Origin of the sequence: Chloracidobacterium sp. (assembly GCA_016716305.1) — a bacterium.
Taxonomy (GTDB): Bacteria; Acidobacteriota; Blastocatellia; order Pyrinomonadales; family Pyrinomonadaceae; genus OLB17.
The window spans coordinates 509,080-525,890 of record JADJWP010000002.1 but is presented as its reverse complement, the minus strand read 5'-3'; the positions used below and the strand labels follow the sequence as shown (position 1 = coordinate 525,890).

The 16,811-nt window shown below is 54.2% G+C and carries 13 protein-coding genes; 12 read left to right on the top strand and 1 reads right to left on the bottom strand.

Annotated elements, in window-relative coordinates:
* Window positions 1-9 precede the first annotated feature (9 nt).
* From def to IPM28_04180, 11 genes are all read left to right on the top strand, one after another.
* On the top strand, window positions 10-525 hold the full coding sequence (gene def, locus IPM28_04230) for a peptide deformylase (GenBank protein ID MBK9172200.1): 516 nt from the start codon (window positions 10-12) through the stop codon (window positions 523-525).
* Window positions 522-746: a hypothetical protein gene (locus tag IPM28_04225; GenBank protein MBK9172199.1), complete on the top strand. Its 225-nt coding sequence runs from the start codon at window positions 522-524 to the stop codon at window positions 744-746. Before def ends, IPM28_04225 begins: the two co-directional genes overlap by 4 nt.
* 4 nt (window positions 747-750) lie before the next feature.
* A complete protein-coding gene (pruA, locus tag IPM28_04220; protein MBK9172198.1) occupies window positions 751-2,319 on the top strand; it encodes an L-glutamate gamma-semialdehyde dehydrogenase in 1,569 nt (522 codons plus the stop codon).
* Window positions 2,316-3,245 (top strand): hypothetical protein, encoded by a 930-nt coding sequence (locus IPM28_04215; GenBank protein MBK9172197.1) that lies wholly within the window; start codon window positions 2,316-2,318, stop codon window positions 3,243-3,245. The genes pruA and IPM28_04215 overlap by 4 nt, the downstream gene beginning before the upstream one ends.
* A 76-nt stretch (window positions 3,246-3,321) precedes the next feature.
* Window positions 3,322-4,263 (top strand): methionyl-tRNA formyltransferase, encoded by a 942-nt coding sequence (locus IPM28_04210; GenBank protein MBK9172196.1) that lies wholly within the window; start codon window positions 3,322-3,324, stop codon window positions 4,261-4,263.
* A gap of 15 nt (window positions 4,264-4,278) precedes the next feature.
* Window positions 4,279-5,046, top strand: coding sequence for a hypothetical protein (locus tag IPM28_04205; protein ID MBK9172195.1), 768 nt, complete (start codon window positions 4,279-4,281; stop codon window positions 5,044-5,046).
* Window positions 5,043-6,380: a 16S rRNA (cytosine(967)-C(5))-methyltransferase RsmB gene (gene rsmB, locus IPM28_04200; protein ID MBK9172194.1), complete on the top strand. Its 1,338-nt coding sequence runs from the start codon at window positions 5,043-5,045 to the stop codon at window positions 6,378-6,380. Before IPM28_04205 ends, rsmB begins: the two co-directional genes overlap by 4 nt.
* A gap of 70 nt (window positions 6,381-6,450) precedes the next feature.
* Window positions 6,451-7,137, top strand: coding sequence for a PASTA domain-containing protein (locus IPM28_04195; protein ID MBK9172193.1), 687 nt, complete (start codon window positions 6,451-6,453; stop codon window positions 7,135-7,137).
* Between the two features lie 54 nt (window positions 7,138-7,191).
* A complete protein-coding gene (gene rpe / locus IPM28_04190) occupies window positions 7,192-7,854 on the top strand; it encodes a ribulose-phosphate 3-epimerase (GenBank protein ID MBK9172192.1) in 663 nt (220 codons plus the stop codon).
* Window positions 7,855-7,907: 53 nt separating this feature from the next.
* A complete protein-coding gene (bamD, locus tag IPM28_04185) occupies window positions 7,908-9,410 on the top strand; it encodes an outer membrane protein assembly factor BamD (GenBank protein ID MBK9172191.1) in 1,503 nt (500 codons plus the stop codon).
* Window positions 9,411-9,558: 148 nt separating this feature from the next.
* Window positions 9,559-11,700 (top strand): tetratricopeptide repeat protein, encoded by a 2,142-nt coding sequence (locus tag IPM28_04180; GenBank protein ID MBK9172190.1) that lies wholly within the window; start codon window positions 9,559-9,561, stop codon window positions 11,698-11,700.
* A 70-nt stretch (window positions 11,701-11,770) separates the two neighbouring features.
* On the opposite strand, the gene IPM28_04175 is transcribed toward IPM28_04180, so the two are convergent.
* Window positions 11,771-12,943 (bottom strand): M48 family metalloprotease, encoded by a 1,173-nt coding sequence (locus tag IPM28_04175; GenBank protein MBK9172189.1) that lies wholly within the window; start codon window positions 12,941-12,943, stop codon window positions 11,771-11,773.
* 289 nt (window positions 12,944-13,232) lie between these two features.
* On the opposite strand from IPM28_04175, the gene IPM28_04170 reads away from it, so the two are divergent.
* On the top strand, window positions 13,233-16,787 hold the full coding sequence (locus IPM28_04170) for a hypothetical protein (protein MBK9172188.1): 3,555 nt from the start codon (window positions 13,233-13,235) through the stop codon (window positions 16,785-16,787).
* Window positions 16,788-16,811: the final 24 nt, after the last annotated feature.

Genomic DNA, 16,811 nt, shown 5'->3' with positions numbered 1-16,811 from the left:
CGGCGAAATATGCTCAAGGTTGTCCATTACCCCGATCCGATCTTATTAACTGTCGGCAAGCCGTTTTCCGACGAAGAGTTTGGGCCGGAGCTCGAAAAGCTTGTCAGCGATATGTTCGCGACGATGTACGATGCCGGCGGCGTTGGGCTTGCAGCACCGCAGGTCGGGATCTCGAGGCGTCTTTTTGTGATGGACACTCCGTCGGAAAATGGCCCGTCGCAGAAACATGCGCTGTTTAATCCTGAGGTCGTCCATGTCGAGGGCGAGCAGATCGGCGATGAAGGCTGCCTTTCGTTTCCGGGGTTGTATCAAACGATCAGGCGCGAAATGCGGGTTATCGTTCGGGCACAGGATGCCAGAGGCGAACGCTTCGAACTCGATGTCGACGACCTCGCGGCGCGCTGCATTCTGCACGAAACTGACCATTGTGACGGCATTGTCTTTCTCGATCGCATGACCGTCTTGAAACGAGAAATGGCAAAGCGTAAAATCAAGAGACTCCAGAAAACGGGGAAATGGGAATGAGTATCGAAGACACAAGACTCGCCGGCGAGGTCGGGACTATCCGGGAACTGAACGCCTTCCTCGTTTCAGGATGGAAGCTCATCCAGACTTATGTAGAACACAGCAACGATACCCAGCATCCGAGGTTCGTGATCGCCTGGCAGACAGATGATGAACCGGTGATACCCGAACTTTTGGACGAATGGGAACGAAACGAGATCGAACGACAGCGATATAGGTAAAGATATGCAAACACAGAGAGTTTTGGACGAATTTAAGAACGAGCCATTTACAGATTTTTCGGTCCCGGAAAATGCCGATGCGATGCGTGCGGCGATCGAAAAGGTCCGCGGCGAACTCGGCCGCGAATACCCGTGTCTGATCAACGGCGAAAAGATCGTTTTGGAAAGCAAATTTCAGAGTTTTAATCCGGCGAAGAAAGATGAGGTCGTCGGCGTCTTTTCAGAGGGCGATACCGATATATCTCTGGTCGAAAAGGGCATTGATGCTGCGACCGAGGCTTTCAAAACGTGGCGCAATGTGCCTGCGGCCGAGCGAGCCGAATACATATTTAAGATCGCCGAACTGATGCGTCAGAGAAAGCACGAATTGTCGGCCTGGATGGTCTTCGAAGTCTCGAAAACCTGGGCTGAAGCTGATGGCGACACCGCCGAGGCGATCGATTTCGCCGAGTTTTACGGGCGCGAGATGTTGAGGTGGGCGCAGGAGCAGCCGATCACGAAGGTTCCGGGCGAAGACAACAGCCTTGAATACATTCCGCTCGGTGTCGGCGCGATCATTCCACCGTGGAACTTCCCGCTCGCGATAATGTCCGGTATGACGATGGCGGCTATAGTCGCAGGAAATACGGTCGTGCTCAAACCATCGTCCGATTCGCCCACCATCGCGGCCAAGTTCATCGAGATCGTCAAGGAAGCCGGCGTTCCGGCGGGCGTCGTCAATTTTATAACCGGCAGCGCCGGCACCGGCGAAGCGATGGTGACGAGCCCGAATACGCGGTTCATTTCGTTTACCGGATCGAAGGGCGTTGGGCTCCATATCAACGAGGAGGCGGCGAAAGCACGTCCGGGCCAGATCTGGATCAAACGGGTCATTGCCGAAATGGGCGGAAAGGACGCGATCATCGTCGCTGATGATGCCGATCTTGAATCAGCTGCGACGGGTGTCGTACAGGCTGCTTTCGGATTTCAGGGGCAGAAATGTTCGGCGTGTTCACGATTGATAGTTGACGAAAAGGTGCACGACGAGCTGCTTGAAAAAGTGATCGCCCTGACCAAAGCGCTCAAGGTCGGCCAACCGACCGAAGTTGACACGAACGTTGCGGCCGTCATCAATAAAAAGGCCTTTGACAAGACGCTTGGCTACATTCAGGAAGGAATAGGCGAGGGCGGCTATGTTGTTGCCGGAGGCAATGGAGACGAAACGAGCGGCTATTTCATTGAACCGACGGTGATCGATAATGTGAAACCGGGTGACATCATCGAACAGGAAGAGATATTCGCACCGGTCCTGGCCGTGATCAAAGCACGCGATTTTGACCATGCTTTGGAGATCGCTAACGGAACGGAGTTTGGTCTGACGGGCGCCGTTTATTCCGCGTCCGAGGAACGCCTCGAACGGGCGCGTCGAGATTTTCACGTTGGGAATCTATATTTGAACCGCAAGTGTACCGGAGCCCTTGTCGGGGTGCATCCGTTCGGCGGATTCAACATGAGCGGCACCGATTCGAAGGCAGGCGGGCGCGAATATTTGCTGCAATTCATGCAGGGCAAGTCGATCGCCCGTAAGATATGAGCGTTATGAGATCAAAGTTGAGTTTTTTCCTATTCGTCGGATCGGTCGGCCTTGCTTTGTTGAATACGAGCGTCAATGCCCAAAAGGCTCGCTCAACTGCGGTCAGCGTGCCGAAACCGATCATATTCGCCGTATTGAATGACGGACAGATGATCGAACCGATCGCTCACGTCGAAAAAGGCAAGCTTTCAGAGACCGTTAACGGAAGCGATGAAAGCGCTGTTGTCGAGCAATTCACAAAGGCGTACTTTGGTGCGAAAGCGAGCTACCGGTTGATATTTGGCGGAGCGAATGCCGGCACGGTCTCGATCAAGCCCGGTAATTCGAAAATGGAATGTGCTCCGAACATGGCGCAGGTCAATGTAGCGGCTACGCGTCCAAACCTCAACCTGAGAGGCAAGGTCATGGCCCTGGCGACCAACGTTGCCGTTAAGAAGCAGGGGAGCGGAGTTCGCCGACTTCCAAACTGGCCGGAGAGGAACGAGATCGATCTGCTGGTAAAGGCTGAATTCACCACCAACTCGGTGGATACAAAAAAGATCGACTATCACAACCTGACCGCGCTTGATGTCAATGGCGACAAGAAGCCCGAACTGGTGGGAAGTTTCTGGGCCGAGAATGAGCCCAAATCACGGACGCTTTTGTTCTTTATTGCCGAAAAGGGAACTGACGGAAAGCTCTCGATCGTTTACTCCGATCTTCGGACGATCAAGGAAGACGAGGTGATGAGCGGCGAGATCTCAGCGGTCGACGAAGGTGTTTATCACGAGCTGCTGCTCGACGTCTTTGACTATGATGGCGACGGCATAAGCGAGATCTTCACGTATGTACAGGCATTCGAGGGAGCAAGTTTTTACGCCTACAAACGCACCGACGGTAATTGGGCGAAGGTCTATGAAGTGTCGAACTATCATTGCGGTTACTAGGGTTGAACTTACAACAGAAAACATGGCTCGGGCGGAACTCTGCGGCCGGGCCGTTTTTAATTAGACCTTTCATTTTATGAGGATCGTATTCATGGGTACACCGGCGGCAGCAGTCCCCTCGCTCGAGCGGCTGATCTCTGCCGGTCACGACATCGCTGCGGTCTACACACAGCCTGATCGCCCCTCAGGAAGAGGCAAGAGGATATCAATGCCGGCCGTAAAGGAGTATGCGTTGGGCCGGGGGCTATCGGTCATTCAGCCGCTCAAGATCAAGACACCGGAAGCACTGGAGACCTTTCGCTCGCATGGAGCAGAGGCGGCGATCGTGGTCGCTTATGGACGGATCTTGCCCACAGCGTTTCTGGAGATGTATCCAAAGGGTGCGATCAATCTGCATTTCTCTCTTCTGCCAAAATATCGCGGTGCGGCCCCGGTAAACTGGGCGATCGTGAATGGCGACAAGGTCAGCGGTGTGACGACAATGAAAATGGATGCGGGGCTGGACACCGGCGACATTCTCCTCCAAAGCGAAACCGCGATCGATTCGGATGAAAATGCAGTAGAGTTAATGGACAGGCTTTCGCATCTGGGTGCCGAATTGCTTATCGAGACGCTCGACGGCATCGATTCGATCGTGCCGAGGCCGCAGGACGACTCAATGGCCACCTACGCCCCTTTGCTGCACAAAGAGGACGGCCGGATCGACTGGACAATGCCTGCAGCAAAGATCGTCGATCGTATTCGTGGCTTTCAGCCTTTTCCGACGTCGTTCACGACCTTCCGGAACCAGCGATTGACCGTCTGGAAGGCGCGCGCGTCGAACGCCGCGCCGCCGCTCGCGGGATCTGCGGCCGGGACGATATGTGAGGCAGCTGGCGAAGCATTGAAGGTCGTGTGCGGCGACGGCAGCATCATCGAGATGACTGAACTTCAGCCGGAAGGGAAAAGGCGAATGACCGCTGCGGATTTTATCAATGGATCACGGCCCGCTGTCGGCGAGATCCTCGCTTCGGAATGAGGCGGACATGTTGCAATGAACGAAGCGTTTCAAATAATCACATTTTACGAATTCAAGCCGATGAAAAACGTCGGCGATTTGACCGGCTTACAGGACAAGCTCAAGGCCATCATGGCGGCAAATGAGATCAAAGGAACGATCATACTCGCCGAGGAAGGATTCAACTCGACCGTTTGCGGTCGCCCCGAAGCGATAGAGTCGTTCGTCTCGGAGGCTGGTGCGGCACTTGGTTCCGAAATTGTATACAAGAGTTCATTCCATGCAACGGCACCTTTCAGAAAGATCGACGTGAAGATAAAACCCGAGATCGTGACGCTGAAGAGACGGGTCGACCTGAAAGCGGGAATAGGCACCCACGTTCCTCCGAGCAAATGGAACGATGTGATATCCGATCCGGCGACCATCGTTCTTGATACCCGAAATGATTATGAGTTCAAAGAGGGCACGTTCAGACGGGCGATAAACCCGGGAACCGAGAAATTCAGCGATCTGCCGAGTTTCGTTGAGAAAAATCTCGACCCGGCGGTCAATCAAAAGATCGCCGTATTTTGCACCGGCGGCATTCGCTGCGAGAAGTTCGCACCGTATCTGGTCGAACTCGGTTTTCGCGAGGTATTTCAACTCGAGGGCGGGATATTGAAATACATCGAAACCGTGCCGTCTGACGAATCGATGTGGGAAGGCGAGTGTTTCGTCTTCGACGATCGCCGAACCGTGGACAACGAATTAAAGCCCGGCAAAACGTCAGCATCGGTATCCGACTCACAGCGGGGATCTGAATGAACATTTCGCCCTCAAGGAAAGCCGCATTCGATGTCCTATTCAAGATAGACCGCGAAGAAGCATTCTCATCGGTTCTCCTGCCTTACCATTCTGCCGGACTTTCTGAAGCGGATCGGGGACTTTGCTATGAGGTGACCTACGGCGTTTTGAGACACAAGCTTTATCTTGACCTGATAATCGGTCATTTTGCATCGAATAAAAAACTCGATCCGGCGGTTTCGATCGCCATTCAAATGGCCTTGTTCCAGATCATCTTTTTGGACAGAATTCCCGCTCATTCGGCCATCAACGAAAGCGTCGAACTCGTTGCCCGAGCACGAAAGAGATCGGCAAAGGGATTTGTAAATGCGATACTGCGAAGCTTTTTGCGCAACAGGTGGGAGCCAGGCTGCATCGATCAGACAGACCGGTTGGTCACAAAAACCTCTCATCCAAGGTGGTTGGTCGAAAAGTGGGTCCACGATCTTGGTTTCGAGAACGCAGCTCGTTTATGCGAGGCGAACAACAAGCCGGGAAATGCGTCGTTCAGGCTTACACGCAAGTTTGATGTCCGATTTCGGAAGCGATCTCCGCCGCCGGAGGAATTGGAAACTCTGCTTGGCATTGACGACCGCGAAAAAATAGCGGGGTCGACGATCGTTGCCGGTGGATATGTGGCCGATCGCATCAGTCCGCGGCTTCGCGAACTTGCCAACGGCGGGATGATCTATTTTCAGGACGAGGCGTCACAGTTGGTGGCATCGTCGATCTCGTTAAAAAAGGGCGATCGAATGCTCGATGTGTGCGCTGCTCCTGGCGGCAAGACGACGCTCATCGCGGCAAATACGGGAGATCTATCATCAAGTATCGTTTCGGGCGACCTGCATGAAAATCGAGTGAAGCTCCTCCGGGAAAATGCCGATCGCCAAGGCTGCGAATCGGTCGCGACACTGAGGTACGATGCTCTCACGTCGTTGCCTTTCGGGAACGCAACGTTTGACCACGTTTTGGTGGATGCCCCGTGTTCCGGTACCGGTACGATTCGAAATAATCCTGAGATCCGTTACCGTTTGAAAGAAACCGATATCCGCGAGATGGCATCCAAGCAATTGAGTATCCTGAAAGAATCGTCAAGGGTCGTCAGGCCCGGAGGAACGCTTACTTATTCGACATGTTCGATCGAAACTGAAGAGGACGAGCAAGTAGCAGAGGCTTTTGTGGGAAACCAGACGGAATTTGCACGAATTCGCCCGGACGTTCAGGAACGTTTTCTGACCGGACGCGGGTATGCCCGGACATTTCCGCACGTCGACGGAACGGATGGCTTCTTTCTCGCTGTCTTTCGAAAAGGTTGAGCCCGCGCAATTTGTCGATCTCTCTAAAAATGTTAAGATTTTGCTTTAGGTTTTTTGGGGGCTTTATCCGATGGGCGTAATAAAAACTGGGTTTTCAGCGATAGGCAAGCTGTTTATGCTCGGCTTTTTGCTGATCGCGTTCCTGGCCGGAATGGCCGGCGTTGTTTTTATGTCGCTCTCGGGCTCTGAAATAAAGGTGCCGGAGATCGTCGGTAAAGACTTTGTTGAAAGCGAGAAAGAACTCGCGGCTCTTGGTCTTAAGATCAAGAAACGGGCCGACCGCGTCAGTGCGGAGAAAATGAACACGGTGCTCGAACAACTGCCGAGACCGGGTGAGACGGTCAAGACGGGGCAGATGATCCTTGTGGTCGTCAGCCGGGCCGGAGCCGACGGCGCGGAGACGCCGAAGTCTCTGATCAAGGACATTGAGGAAGATGACACCGAGAAGATCGAAGAGATGATCTCGGACAAGCCGAAGAAATCGAGGTCAAATTCGAATTCGAACGCGAATTCGAACACCAATCGAAAGAAAGCCGATACGACGCGCGACGTGCTTAGCAATACATCGACGGCCGGAAATTCGGCCGGCGCGAATACGCAGGTACGCCCGGAAGACGGAAATAAGCGCGAGCCGGGTACAAATCCGGGCGATCGAAACGACAGACCGCAACAGACAGGGCCGACACCGAAGCCGCAGGCTTCACCTACGGTGAATCGGTCAGGTGACACGAGACCGCGGTCCTCGCAGAGGCCATAAGCAGTGAATACAACGCTGCGCCTAGGTCATGCAACAAAGTAGAGAATCGTAAGAATGTTTGAGATAGCACCGTCGATACTTTCAGCAGATTTTACGCGGCTTGCCGATGCAATTGAGTCGGTCGAAGCCGGCGGGGCAAAGGTGCTGCATGTCGACGTAATGGACGGGCATTTCGTTCCGAACATCACGATCGGACTTCCGGTAGTTCGTTCTTTGCGAAAGGCGACTCGAATGTCGATCGATACGCATCTGATGATCGAAGAACCCGGGCGATATGCGGTTCAGTTCGTTGATGCCGGAGCCGACATGGTTTCGGTTCACATTGAGGCCGATGCCCACATTCATCGGACGTTGACGTCCATTCGCGATGCGGGTGCAAAAGCGGGGATCGCGATAAACCCGGCAACGTCGCTAAGCACGCTTGACGAAGCTCTCGGCTACGCCGATTTTGTTTTGGTGATGTCGGTCAACCCCGGCTTTGGCGGTCAGAGATTCATCCCGTCGTCGCTTGAAAAGGTCCGACGGCTTAAACAAATGATCGCCGAGCGATCGCTTGAAACGCGGATCGAGATCGACGGCGGTATCGATGCCGAAAACATCGCCGAGGTCGTTGAGGCCGGAGCCGAGATAATTGTTGCCGGTTCGGCCGTTTTCGACGGCGGAGCACCAGCGGATGCGGTCAGAGGCTTGCTCGACAGCGGGACGGTTTGGGTATAGTCCGATCACGACGACGTTAATTACCGAGCGTTGGCGGAAGAATTAAACTGATTATGAGAAGAATGTACTTTTTGATCTCGATGTTGGGCATCAGCGTGCTTTTGTCACTCGCGGCGACAGCCAATGCCCAGACGAAGCCGGGTGACGGCACCCCTTCCCAGCGACTTGAAGTAATGAAGCAGAAGCTCGAAACGATCCGTAGATCGGCGACGAGTTCAGCTTCGGTCCTTAAAGAGGAGGGCAAAGACACCAAAGACGATAAGGACGCGCCCGATTCGGCCATCTCGCGTCTTCGGTCGATCGAGAAGGAAGCCTCCTCACTCCAAAATGAGGTCAATGGCCTGCGCGGCAAGCTTGACCGGTCAGAAAAATACGAAATGTCAGAGGTCGATCAGCTCGAAACAGCTGTGACCGATCTTCAAAGGCGGGCTGATGTCGTCCTGGTAGAAACTGCGACCGCACGGGCAAATCCGGAATCGAACGTCGGTAAACCACGGGAGGTCAAAAAAAAGAAGAAGTTTCTCGGCATTTTTGGCGGCGGCGGCAATGATGAGTTTGACGAATTGATCGGGGGCGTCTCGCCCGGGCGAGACCGCGAACTTTTCATTGTAGCGACTCGCGAGATAAGAAAGAAGAATTTCGACGTCGGCCGACTGCTGTTTCAAACGATCATTACGACCTATCCCGACTCGCCGTATCTTCCGATGTCGAAGCTTGCTGTTGCGGACTCGTTCTTTCTCGAGGGGTCGACAAGCGCTTTGATCCAGGCGATCGCGGCTTATCAGGATTGGCTGACCTTTTTCCCGACGCACCCGCTTGCTGACCGCGTTGTCCTGAAGATCGCGGAGTCTGAGATGCGGCAGATCGGTCTTCCGGATCGTGATGCCACACGAGCACGCCGCGCCGAGGTCCGGCTAAAAGCATTGATGGCAAATTATCCGAATTCGATCCTCAAGCCCGAAGCCGAAAAGCGGCTCGTCGAGGTGCAGAACAATCTCGGGTCACACAACCTGATAATTGCGAATTATTACTACATCCAGTCTGTCGACCAGAAAAAGGGCGGGCTCAAAGGAGCTCAATCGCGCTACCGCGAGATACTCGACAAATATCCCAACTTTGGATACATGGACGAAGTGCTTTACAAGCTTGCGGTGACGTATCTGGTCGAGGAAGAAACGGATCAGGCGGCGCGTTACTTTCAACGGATCGTTGCGGATTATCCGAACAGTACGTATGTCGAGAAATCGAAGGATCAGCTCGAACTTATCGGAGCTACGGTTCCGATGCCCAACCCTGACCGAATGAACGTGATGCCGCCCGAGGACGTTTCGTTCTTTGCGAATTTCCGCAATCAGTTCTTTGGCATCTACCCGATGACGATCGATAAGAACGGCGTATTGATGACCAAGGAATTTGATCGCGAGAAATTCGAACTCATCGATCAGGTGATCGAGAACCAGGGCGATATCTTAACGAACCAGATCCCGCAGGCGCTGACGACCGTTATCTCGCAGCGGCAGGCACCGGCTCAGGCACCGGTTCAGGTTCAACCATAATTCGTCGTGTAGAGATGAGTCGGGTTTGAACTTGAAGAACGATGTATGCGGCTCCGAGTGGGCCGCTTTTTTTATCCGGCATCTTCGATCTTCGAAAGCGTTGTTTCGCGTTCACCAAATAGTTTAGGATTTAATTGAGGTCGCTTTTATGAAACTGTCAGATCCCAAGGTCTTGATCGTGGCCATTGCCGCTTTTGTGTGCGGAGTCGGTGCACAAACGAACACCGTAAACCCGCCGAGACCGCTTCCCACACCAATAACCGCCCCGACGCCACGAACTTCGGAATTACTTGCCAAACGGCTAACGGACGCTGGTTCTTCCGCAGCGACGGAACGGGCAAACCGAGAGGCCGCCTTTGCAAAGTTGATGGAGGGCCAGCGATACAACTGGATCGCCAGCCGCACCCAAAACCGGACGCGAGCAGCGAATGCCATCAGGTTGGCGAAGCAGTCGTTCCAGGCTGCGGTTGAGCTCGACCCGTCACTTTCCGAAGGGTACACCGCACTTGCCGAGCTGGAGTTAAGTCAGCGTCAGGGCGAGGCCGAGGTTGATGAAGCGATAGCTCTTGCCGGCCTGGCGATCAAAGTGAAAAGCGACAGTTTTGGCGCCCGGCGTCTGCTCGCCCGGCTTTATTCTTACAAAAGCCGCGTTGGCGGTGAACGATTTATCGAAGATCATGCAAAAAGGGCGGTCGCGGAATGGAAGGAGGTTGTAAAGACCGACCCACGCAACGCAGAAGGATGGGCATTCCTCGCGGCCCTTTACGGGCGTCTTGGAAATGACGACGAGCGTATCGAAGCGCTTCGAAAATGGTTATCGTCGGCATCGCCCATCGACACGCAGTTCTATCGGCTGGTAATGGGGCCACAGGAGAATCTATCGCCGGAAAATGCGTCGATGAAACTCGGCCCTGCATTGCTCAAGGCGGGCAGGACCCGCGAAGCGATCGAAACGCTCAGTTTGCTCGTTGCCGAGGATCCCGAAAATGTGACCGCGGTCGAAATGCTGCGAGATGCAGTTGATTCCGCTGAAGGCGACGCGGCGGTCGTCGCAATTGATTCGCTTCAACAAGCCGTCTTTGCAAATCCCGACAACATCCAACTTGTCAATCTGCTTTCGCGCGTGTTCTCGCAAGCCGGCAGAACCGCGGAAGCGATCAAACTCTTCGAAACATCCTCTGCTCGATTGGTTGAATCCGACCCCGATTCGGCGGCCGCGATGCAGATCGCCCTTGGTGATCTGCTTGCCGATCGAGGCGAAAACAGCCGTGCGTCAGCGGCGTATGATAAGGCTCTCGAGCTCAGGGATATATCGAGCCCTAACGGCCTTGAAAACGACGATCGCGAGTTTGCGATGCAGGTTTTTGAGAAGATGATCCGGGTGCACAAGTCGGCCGACGACTCGAGAGCGGTCGCAGCAGCAGTGAACCGTGCCCGGACACTTTTTGGCAAGGACGATCTCTTCGCCGATCGGCAGCTTATAGCCTTTTACCGCGAGTCGGGCAGAAAGCGCGAAGCGCTGGAAGCCGTAAAGGCGGTTCGCAGCCGCGTGCCTGACGATCTTGGGTTCGTCAGGCTGGAGGCGACGCTGCTCACCGAGAACGGGAAGGTCGACGACGCGGTCGCTCTGATACGCCGAACAATGTCTGTCAAGTCTTCGACAGCTCAGGGCACCGTCAATTCGAGCGGTTCTTCGGTCAGCGTCGGAGTTCCGATGCAGGACGAGTTTTCGAACTATCTCTTCATCTCAAATCTCTATACGCAGGCGGGCCGCGGAAGCGATGCGGTCATTGCCGCGAACAAGGCGCACGAGATCGCTCAGGGAACAGAGCGAAAGCAGATTGCGATGCTCACGCTCGCAACGGCCCAAAACCTTGCCGGTCAACATGATGCTGCCGAGGCGACCTTGCGTGAGATCCTGAAGCGTTCGCCGGGTAATCCGATCGCTCTGAACAACCTCGGATACTTTCTACTCGAAAGAGACGTTCGGTTCGAAGAGGCAAAGCAGATGATCGAGCAGGCCGTAAAGATCGATCCGACAAATCCTTCATATCTCGACAGCCTCGGTTGGGCATATTACAAGCTCGGCAACTATACCGAGGCCGAGCGGTATTTACGCGAAGCGGCTCGTTTTGATTCAAGTTCCGCAGCGATCCAGGAGCATCTTGGAGATGTCTATTTGAAGCAGAACAAGCGCGACCTGGCAAGATCAGCATGGGAGCGTGCCCTCAGGCTTGCGTCCGACCCGGCCGATCTCAAACGTTTGCGACAAAAACTGGGTTCGAAGTGAAAACTGGAAAAGGTCAGGATGTAAAAGAAAAGCAGCCGCAGGGCTGCTTTTCTTGTTTGGTATGAACAACCTAAGGCTTCGGCGTCGGTGTGGGTGCCGGTTCATCGCCCTTTCTCTTGAGCTTCGGCGGTGCTTCTGAAGAGCTGCTCGAACTGCTGTCGGAATCGCTGGCTCCCGGATCACTCTGCTCGGGTTGACGCCGTTTGAGGGTCGGCTTGCCTGCGTCCCCATCTTCCATATCACTGATCACACCGGCTTTCGCATTCGTGAGTTTTAGCAGATGTGCCTTTACTCGCTGAAACTCCGAAGTGCTGATGACATATTCTTCTTTCTCCGGAAACCGAGCGACGAGGGCAAGGCTGTTATCGCGGCGGTCAAGCGACTGCGGATGCGAGGCAAAGATCTTAGCGAGCGTACCAGGTTTCTTCTTGTTCTTTTCGTTGAGCTTTTCGAACATCGTTGCCATGCCGGTCGGGTCATAACCCGAAGCATACAAGTACTGGACGCCGAGTGTGTCGGCCTCAAATTCGGCATTACGGCTAAATTTCAGAAAACTCAATAATTGGGTGAAGCCGCCGGCATTTTGGGCGATCGTGCTGGCGATACCTCCGCCGAAGATGATCGTCGCAAGCAGTCCGTAATTGATGGCCTGCAGCTTACCCTGATTCTCCATTGCATGTCGGGCCGCCACATGAGCGATCTCGTGGGCCATGACGCCGGCGAGCTCGGCCTCATTGTCAGCCGCCAGTATCAGACCTCTGTTGACAAAGAAATATCCGCCCGGCAACGCGAACGCATTTACTTCGTCGCTATCGATGACCTTTATCGTGAAAGGGATCTTGGCGTCGGAATGAAGAACGATATTCTGGCCGACACGGTTGATATACTCGGTGATAAGGGGATCGTCGACCATTTTGGCCGATTGTTCGACCTCCATCGCAAGCTGGCGTCCCAGAGCGATCTCTTTTTCCTGCGAACCGCCAAGCCACCCGAAAAATTTATCGGTGCCTTTATTGATCTTTCGTTTTCCGATCTGGCTCGGATCCTCGTTGGGCGTAAGCGGCTTCGTGCCGTTCGCTTTTGTTTGGACGAGGTCGTCTTTGCCGGCGTTCGACTTCTTGCTTGATTTCTTAGCACCATCGGTTTGAGCGGATGCCGCAACCGGGAAGAATGCGATCGAACCGAGACCGATCGTCAAGACGAGAAACGCTGATGCAAAACGCTGAAATGGACCGATTCTCATAAGTTTTCTCCAGAAAAATCCCTTGACAGTAATACTAAAGGCAATTGAGACCTAAATCAATGATTCTTTGATGCAGGACTGTGAAGGAAAGTTGCGCGTTCTCAAAAAATGTGGCTCAGCGGCACGGCCTTATCGCAAAAACTAAAAGTCTTTAAAAAGATGCGGAATATTGCTACAATTATTGATGTATCGAACGCCGTTCGAGACTCACATAGATACCGCAGACGCCCAAAACGATCTCACATCAGGTCCCGACAACCTCTGAACCAGGTCAAAACGTTCATTTCGAATGAAACGAATCCAGGAAAAAGTCAAAGATCTCGTACAAGTACGTTCCTTTGCGCCTTTACCCGATCTTTACTCTGATTCTGAGGCTACGCTCGAGAACTATCGGTTCACTGACGGAACATCGACCCTGATGGCGAACTGGCTCGATGCCGTTTCGAGGGTGTCGTTCGAAAACGGGATCGCGTTGGCGCTTGCGGGATATCGAGGCGTTGGAAAGAGTCACTTTCTGGCGGCTTTCGGCGCGATCGTTTCGAAACCAGAGTTGCGCTCGAAATTGGCCGACGGCCACGTGTCAGCCTCCGCTCAGACGCTGATGCGGCGTCATTATCCGGTGGTGAGGGTGTGGCGCGGTTCGAAGGCGACGCTTCTCGAAGAGGTCATTGACGGCGTGAAGGCGGCATTTGGGCCGGAAACCGCGATCGAGGGCGACTCGATAGGGTCGGTTCTCAGGTCCGGTGCGTCGAAATGGGCGGATATTCCGCTGGTCGTCATCGTCGATACGGCAATGGATAGAGCGACCAGGGTCGCCCGCGATGATGGTCCGGCTCTGGGCGAGCTTGCCGAGGTCGCTAAATCGTCGAATGTCGTGGTTTGCGCTGCGCTTGACGATGATATCGCAGGTGCTGACGGCACCAATTCAGCGATCTCCAGGACCTTTCAGATCGATTTCCTAGATCAGGAACACCTTTACAAGGTCGTCGATCTACACATTTTCCCCAAGAACCACAACGTAACTCCGGTAATATCCGAGATCTACGATTTCTTCAAGAGCGTTGTGCCCAATTTCCGATGGAGTGCACAGCGTTTTTCTTCGCTCTATCCGCTCCATCCGGGCATCTTGGAGATCGCGCCATATGTGCGCCTTTTCGTTCACGATTTTGCCTTGCTGAGTTTTGCGGCCGAGGCAGGCGAAAGGATCCTCGGCAGGCCGGCAAATTCGCTTATAGCCCTGGACGAGGTCTTTGACAAGGCTGAGAACAATCTTCGCAAGATCGACGACCTCAAAGAGGCGTTCGTTGCTTACGACAAGTTGAATTCCGAAGTGGTGAGCAAGGTGCCGGTGATGCAGCGGCTTCAGGCAAAGCTGGTGCTCAAAGCATTGCTGCTGCTTTCGCTGGATGGCCGCGGCGCGACCGCCGAAGACATCTGCGCCTCGATGCTGATATTCGACGAAGCGGAGCCCGAAAAGGCAGCATCGACCGTACGCGGCATCATCGAGATGTTCTCGACGGCATTGCCCGACGATATTTCGATACAAACCGTATCGGGGGGCGACACGTATTACAGCTTTCGCGTCAGCAGTAAAGACGATCTTAATTCGGCGCTGCAGGAAGGTGCCTCAAAATTAGACAGCAGCGTTGTAAGAAGCGCGATCCGCCGTTTGATGCAGGAACGCTTCGGCGATTTCACGCTGCCGATCGACCCTGTCGCGGACGAGCGTTCGACCATGGAATGCGTCACGCTTTGGCGCGGCGGCTATCGGCGCGGACGGGTGACATGGCGCGATGGCGAAGAATCGGGCGGCTTTGAAGCGCAAAGCGAAGGAATGCCCGACGCTTTGGATTGGGAAGTTGTCGTTAATTTTCTGACGGCGATGTCTGCGCCTGAGCCTGACGATGGAACATCGCGAGTTGTTTGGAAACCCGATGACCTCCGCGTCGAAGAGATCGACACGATCCTGAGGCATCACGTCCTTCAAAACGACATTTCCATCAGTGAACAATTTGGGGAGAATGTCAGGGCGTCGCTCCACGCGCACCGGATCGCCTGTGAAAAGATCCTCGATCGGATAATGCTCGAGAACGGCAAGCTGGTCATCGACGGATTTGACTATAATTTCACGGAAGAAGCTCGAGGTTCGACCAGCCTGACGGATCTTTTTTCGATAATGCTCGAACCGCTCTTTGAGACGAGGTATCCCGAGCATCCGTATTTCGCCGAACCCCTTGGCATGTCGGAGGTCAGCCGTCTTGTCAGCGACCTTTACAGCGGATCGAGGCAGAACCTCGCTGAGATTCAACAGCTCGCCAGGACCTACGGCGTGCCTCTTGGGTTGGTGCGGGAAGAAGGGAGTGTATTTGTTCCGGTAACGGGCGACGCCTTGGATTCGATACCTGCGGCCGCCCTGGTGCTGAATCTGGTCGACACCGTAGAAGACGATGTGCCGCTTCGGCAAGTATACGGAGAATTGAAGAAAGCACCGCGGGGCCTCGTCCGCGAGGCTCAACATCTCATCCTTGCGTCGCTCGTTGCCGATCGACGGATCGAGTTTGTAACCTCGGGCGGCGACCGTATAAATTCCAGATCGCTCGATCTGCGGATAATCTGGGACGAGATCGCCGGTATCGCGAAGACGAAGGAACACGCCGTCTCGTCCAAGGGACTGCTGCGTTGGGCAAAACTGATAACTGGCGACGACAGTTTTACGTCGATCTCGGATAAGGCCGAAAAGGAAAGGCTCAGACAGACCTTCGGCAAATGGCTAGAAGATTGGGACAGATCGAACGCGGTAGCCCGATTTGAAAGCGTTTCCGACACGCACATCAATACCCGGATGTGGACGCATGCTGCCCGCGTCAAGTCAACTTTCGGAGCGTTGTCGGCGGAAATGCGAAACGCAGTGGATGGAAGCTCGACGGTCGAGGACGTCCTTTATCGGGCGATCGCGATCTTCGCTGATCTGGATGAAGAGATCGAACGAAGCTCTGAATCGTTGAAGATCCTGACCAGCTTCCTCGATGCCTGCGAACAGCGCAACATGATCGCGACCTACGTTTCCGCTGCCGAACTCACGGCGGTAGACTCGATCGAGATGACCCGCGAAGCTCTATTAGCTGCAAGCGATCAGGCAATCCTGAATCCTGCAGAGGGCCGTAATCGTGAGGTCGGCTACCTGTGGGAGCGATTTCAGAAGGAGTTTTCTGAATACTTCTCAACGCAGCACAATCTGATCATGCGCTCTCATGATCTCCAGGAAAAGTATGACGATATCCGACGAACCGATATCTGGTTCGAATTTGAGAGCCTTTCGAACGTTCCGATGCTCCGCGGGCGGGCATGGCAAAAAGCCAGAACACTCAAACGGCAGTTGGAGCAGCTGAACTGCACGTTCGATGTCAGCAAGGCATTGACGATAAGCCCGACGTGCATTTGTTCCTTCCGATTGTCTGAGATGGAAAACTGGCAGGAATTGCCGGCCGAGTTGTGGGCGTCGGTTTCTTCCGGGCTGACAGAAGTGCGGGCCAAAATGAACGAGAGAAAAGACCTGATCGTCGAAGGCCTGCAGCGATTCGCAAAGTCGGAAGCCGATCCCGAGGCGGGCGCCGCTGCTAATGAACTGCTTAAGATCTTTGCTTCGGGGACGGGCATTCCAAAGCTATCACGGTTACAGCTTGATGTTCTTGGGCACGTACTCGGCTCGATAAGCTCAAAGGGAATGGTCTCGACGAACGATCTTGCCGAGATCGACGAGGCCGGCGACGGCGATGTCGACCCAAACTATCTCGTTGCCAGCAAAGACGTTTTTAACGAGGATATTGTTCTGATCGAAATGTAAGGCCCGGATCGGCGCTCGCAGAAA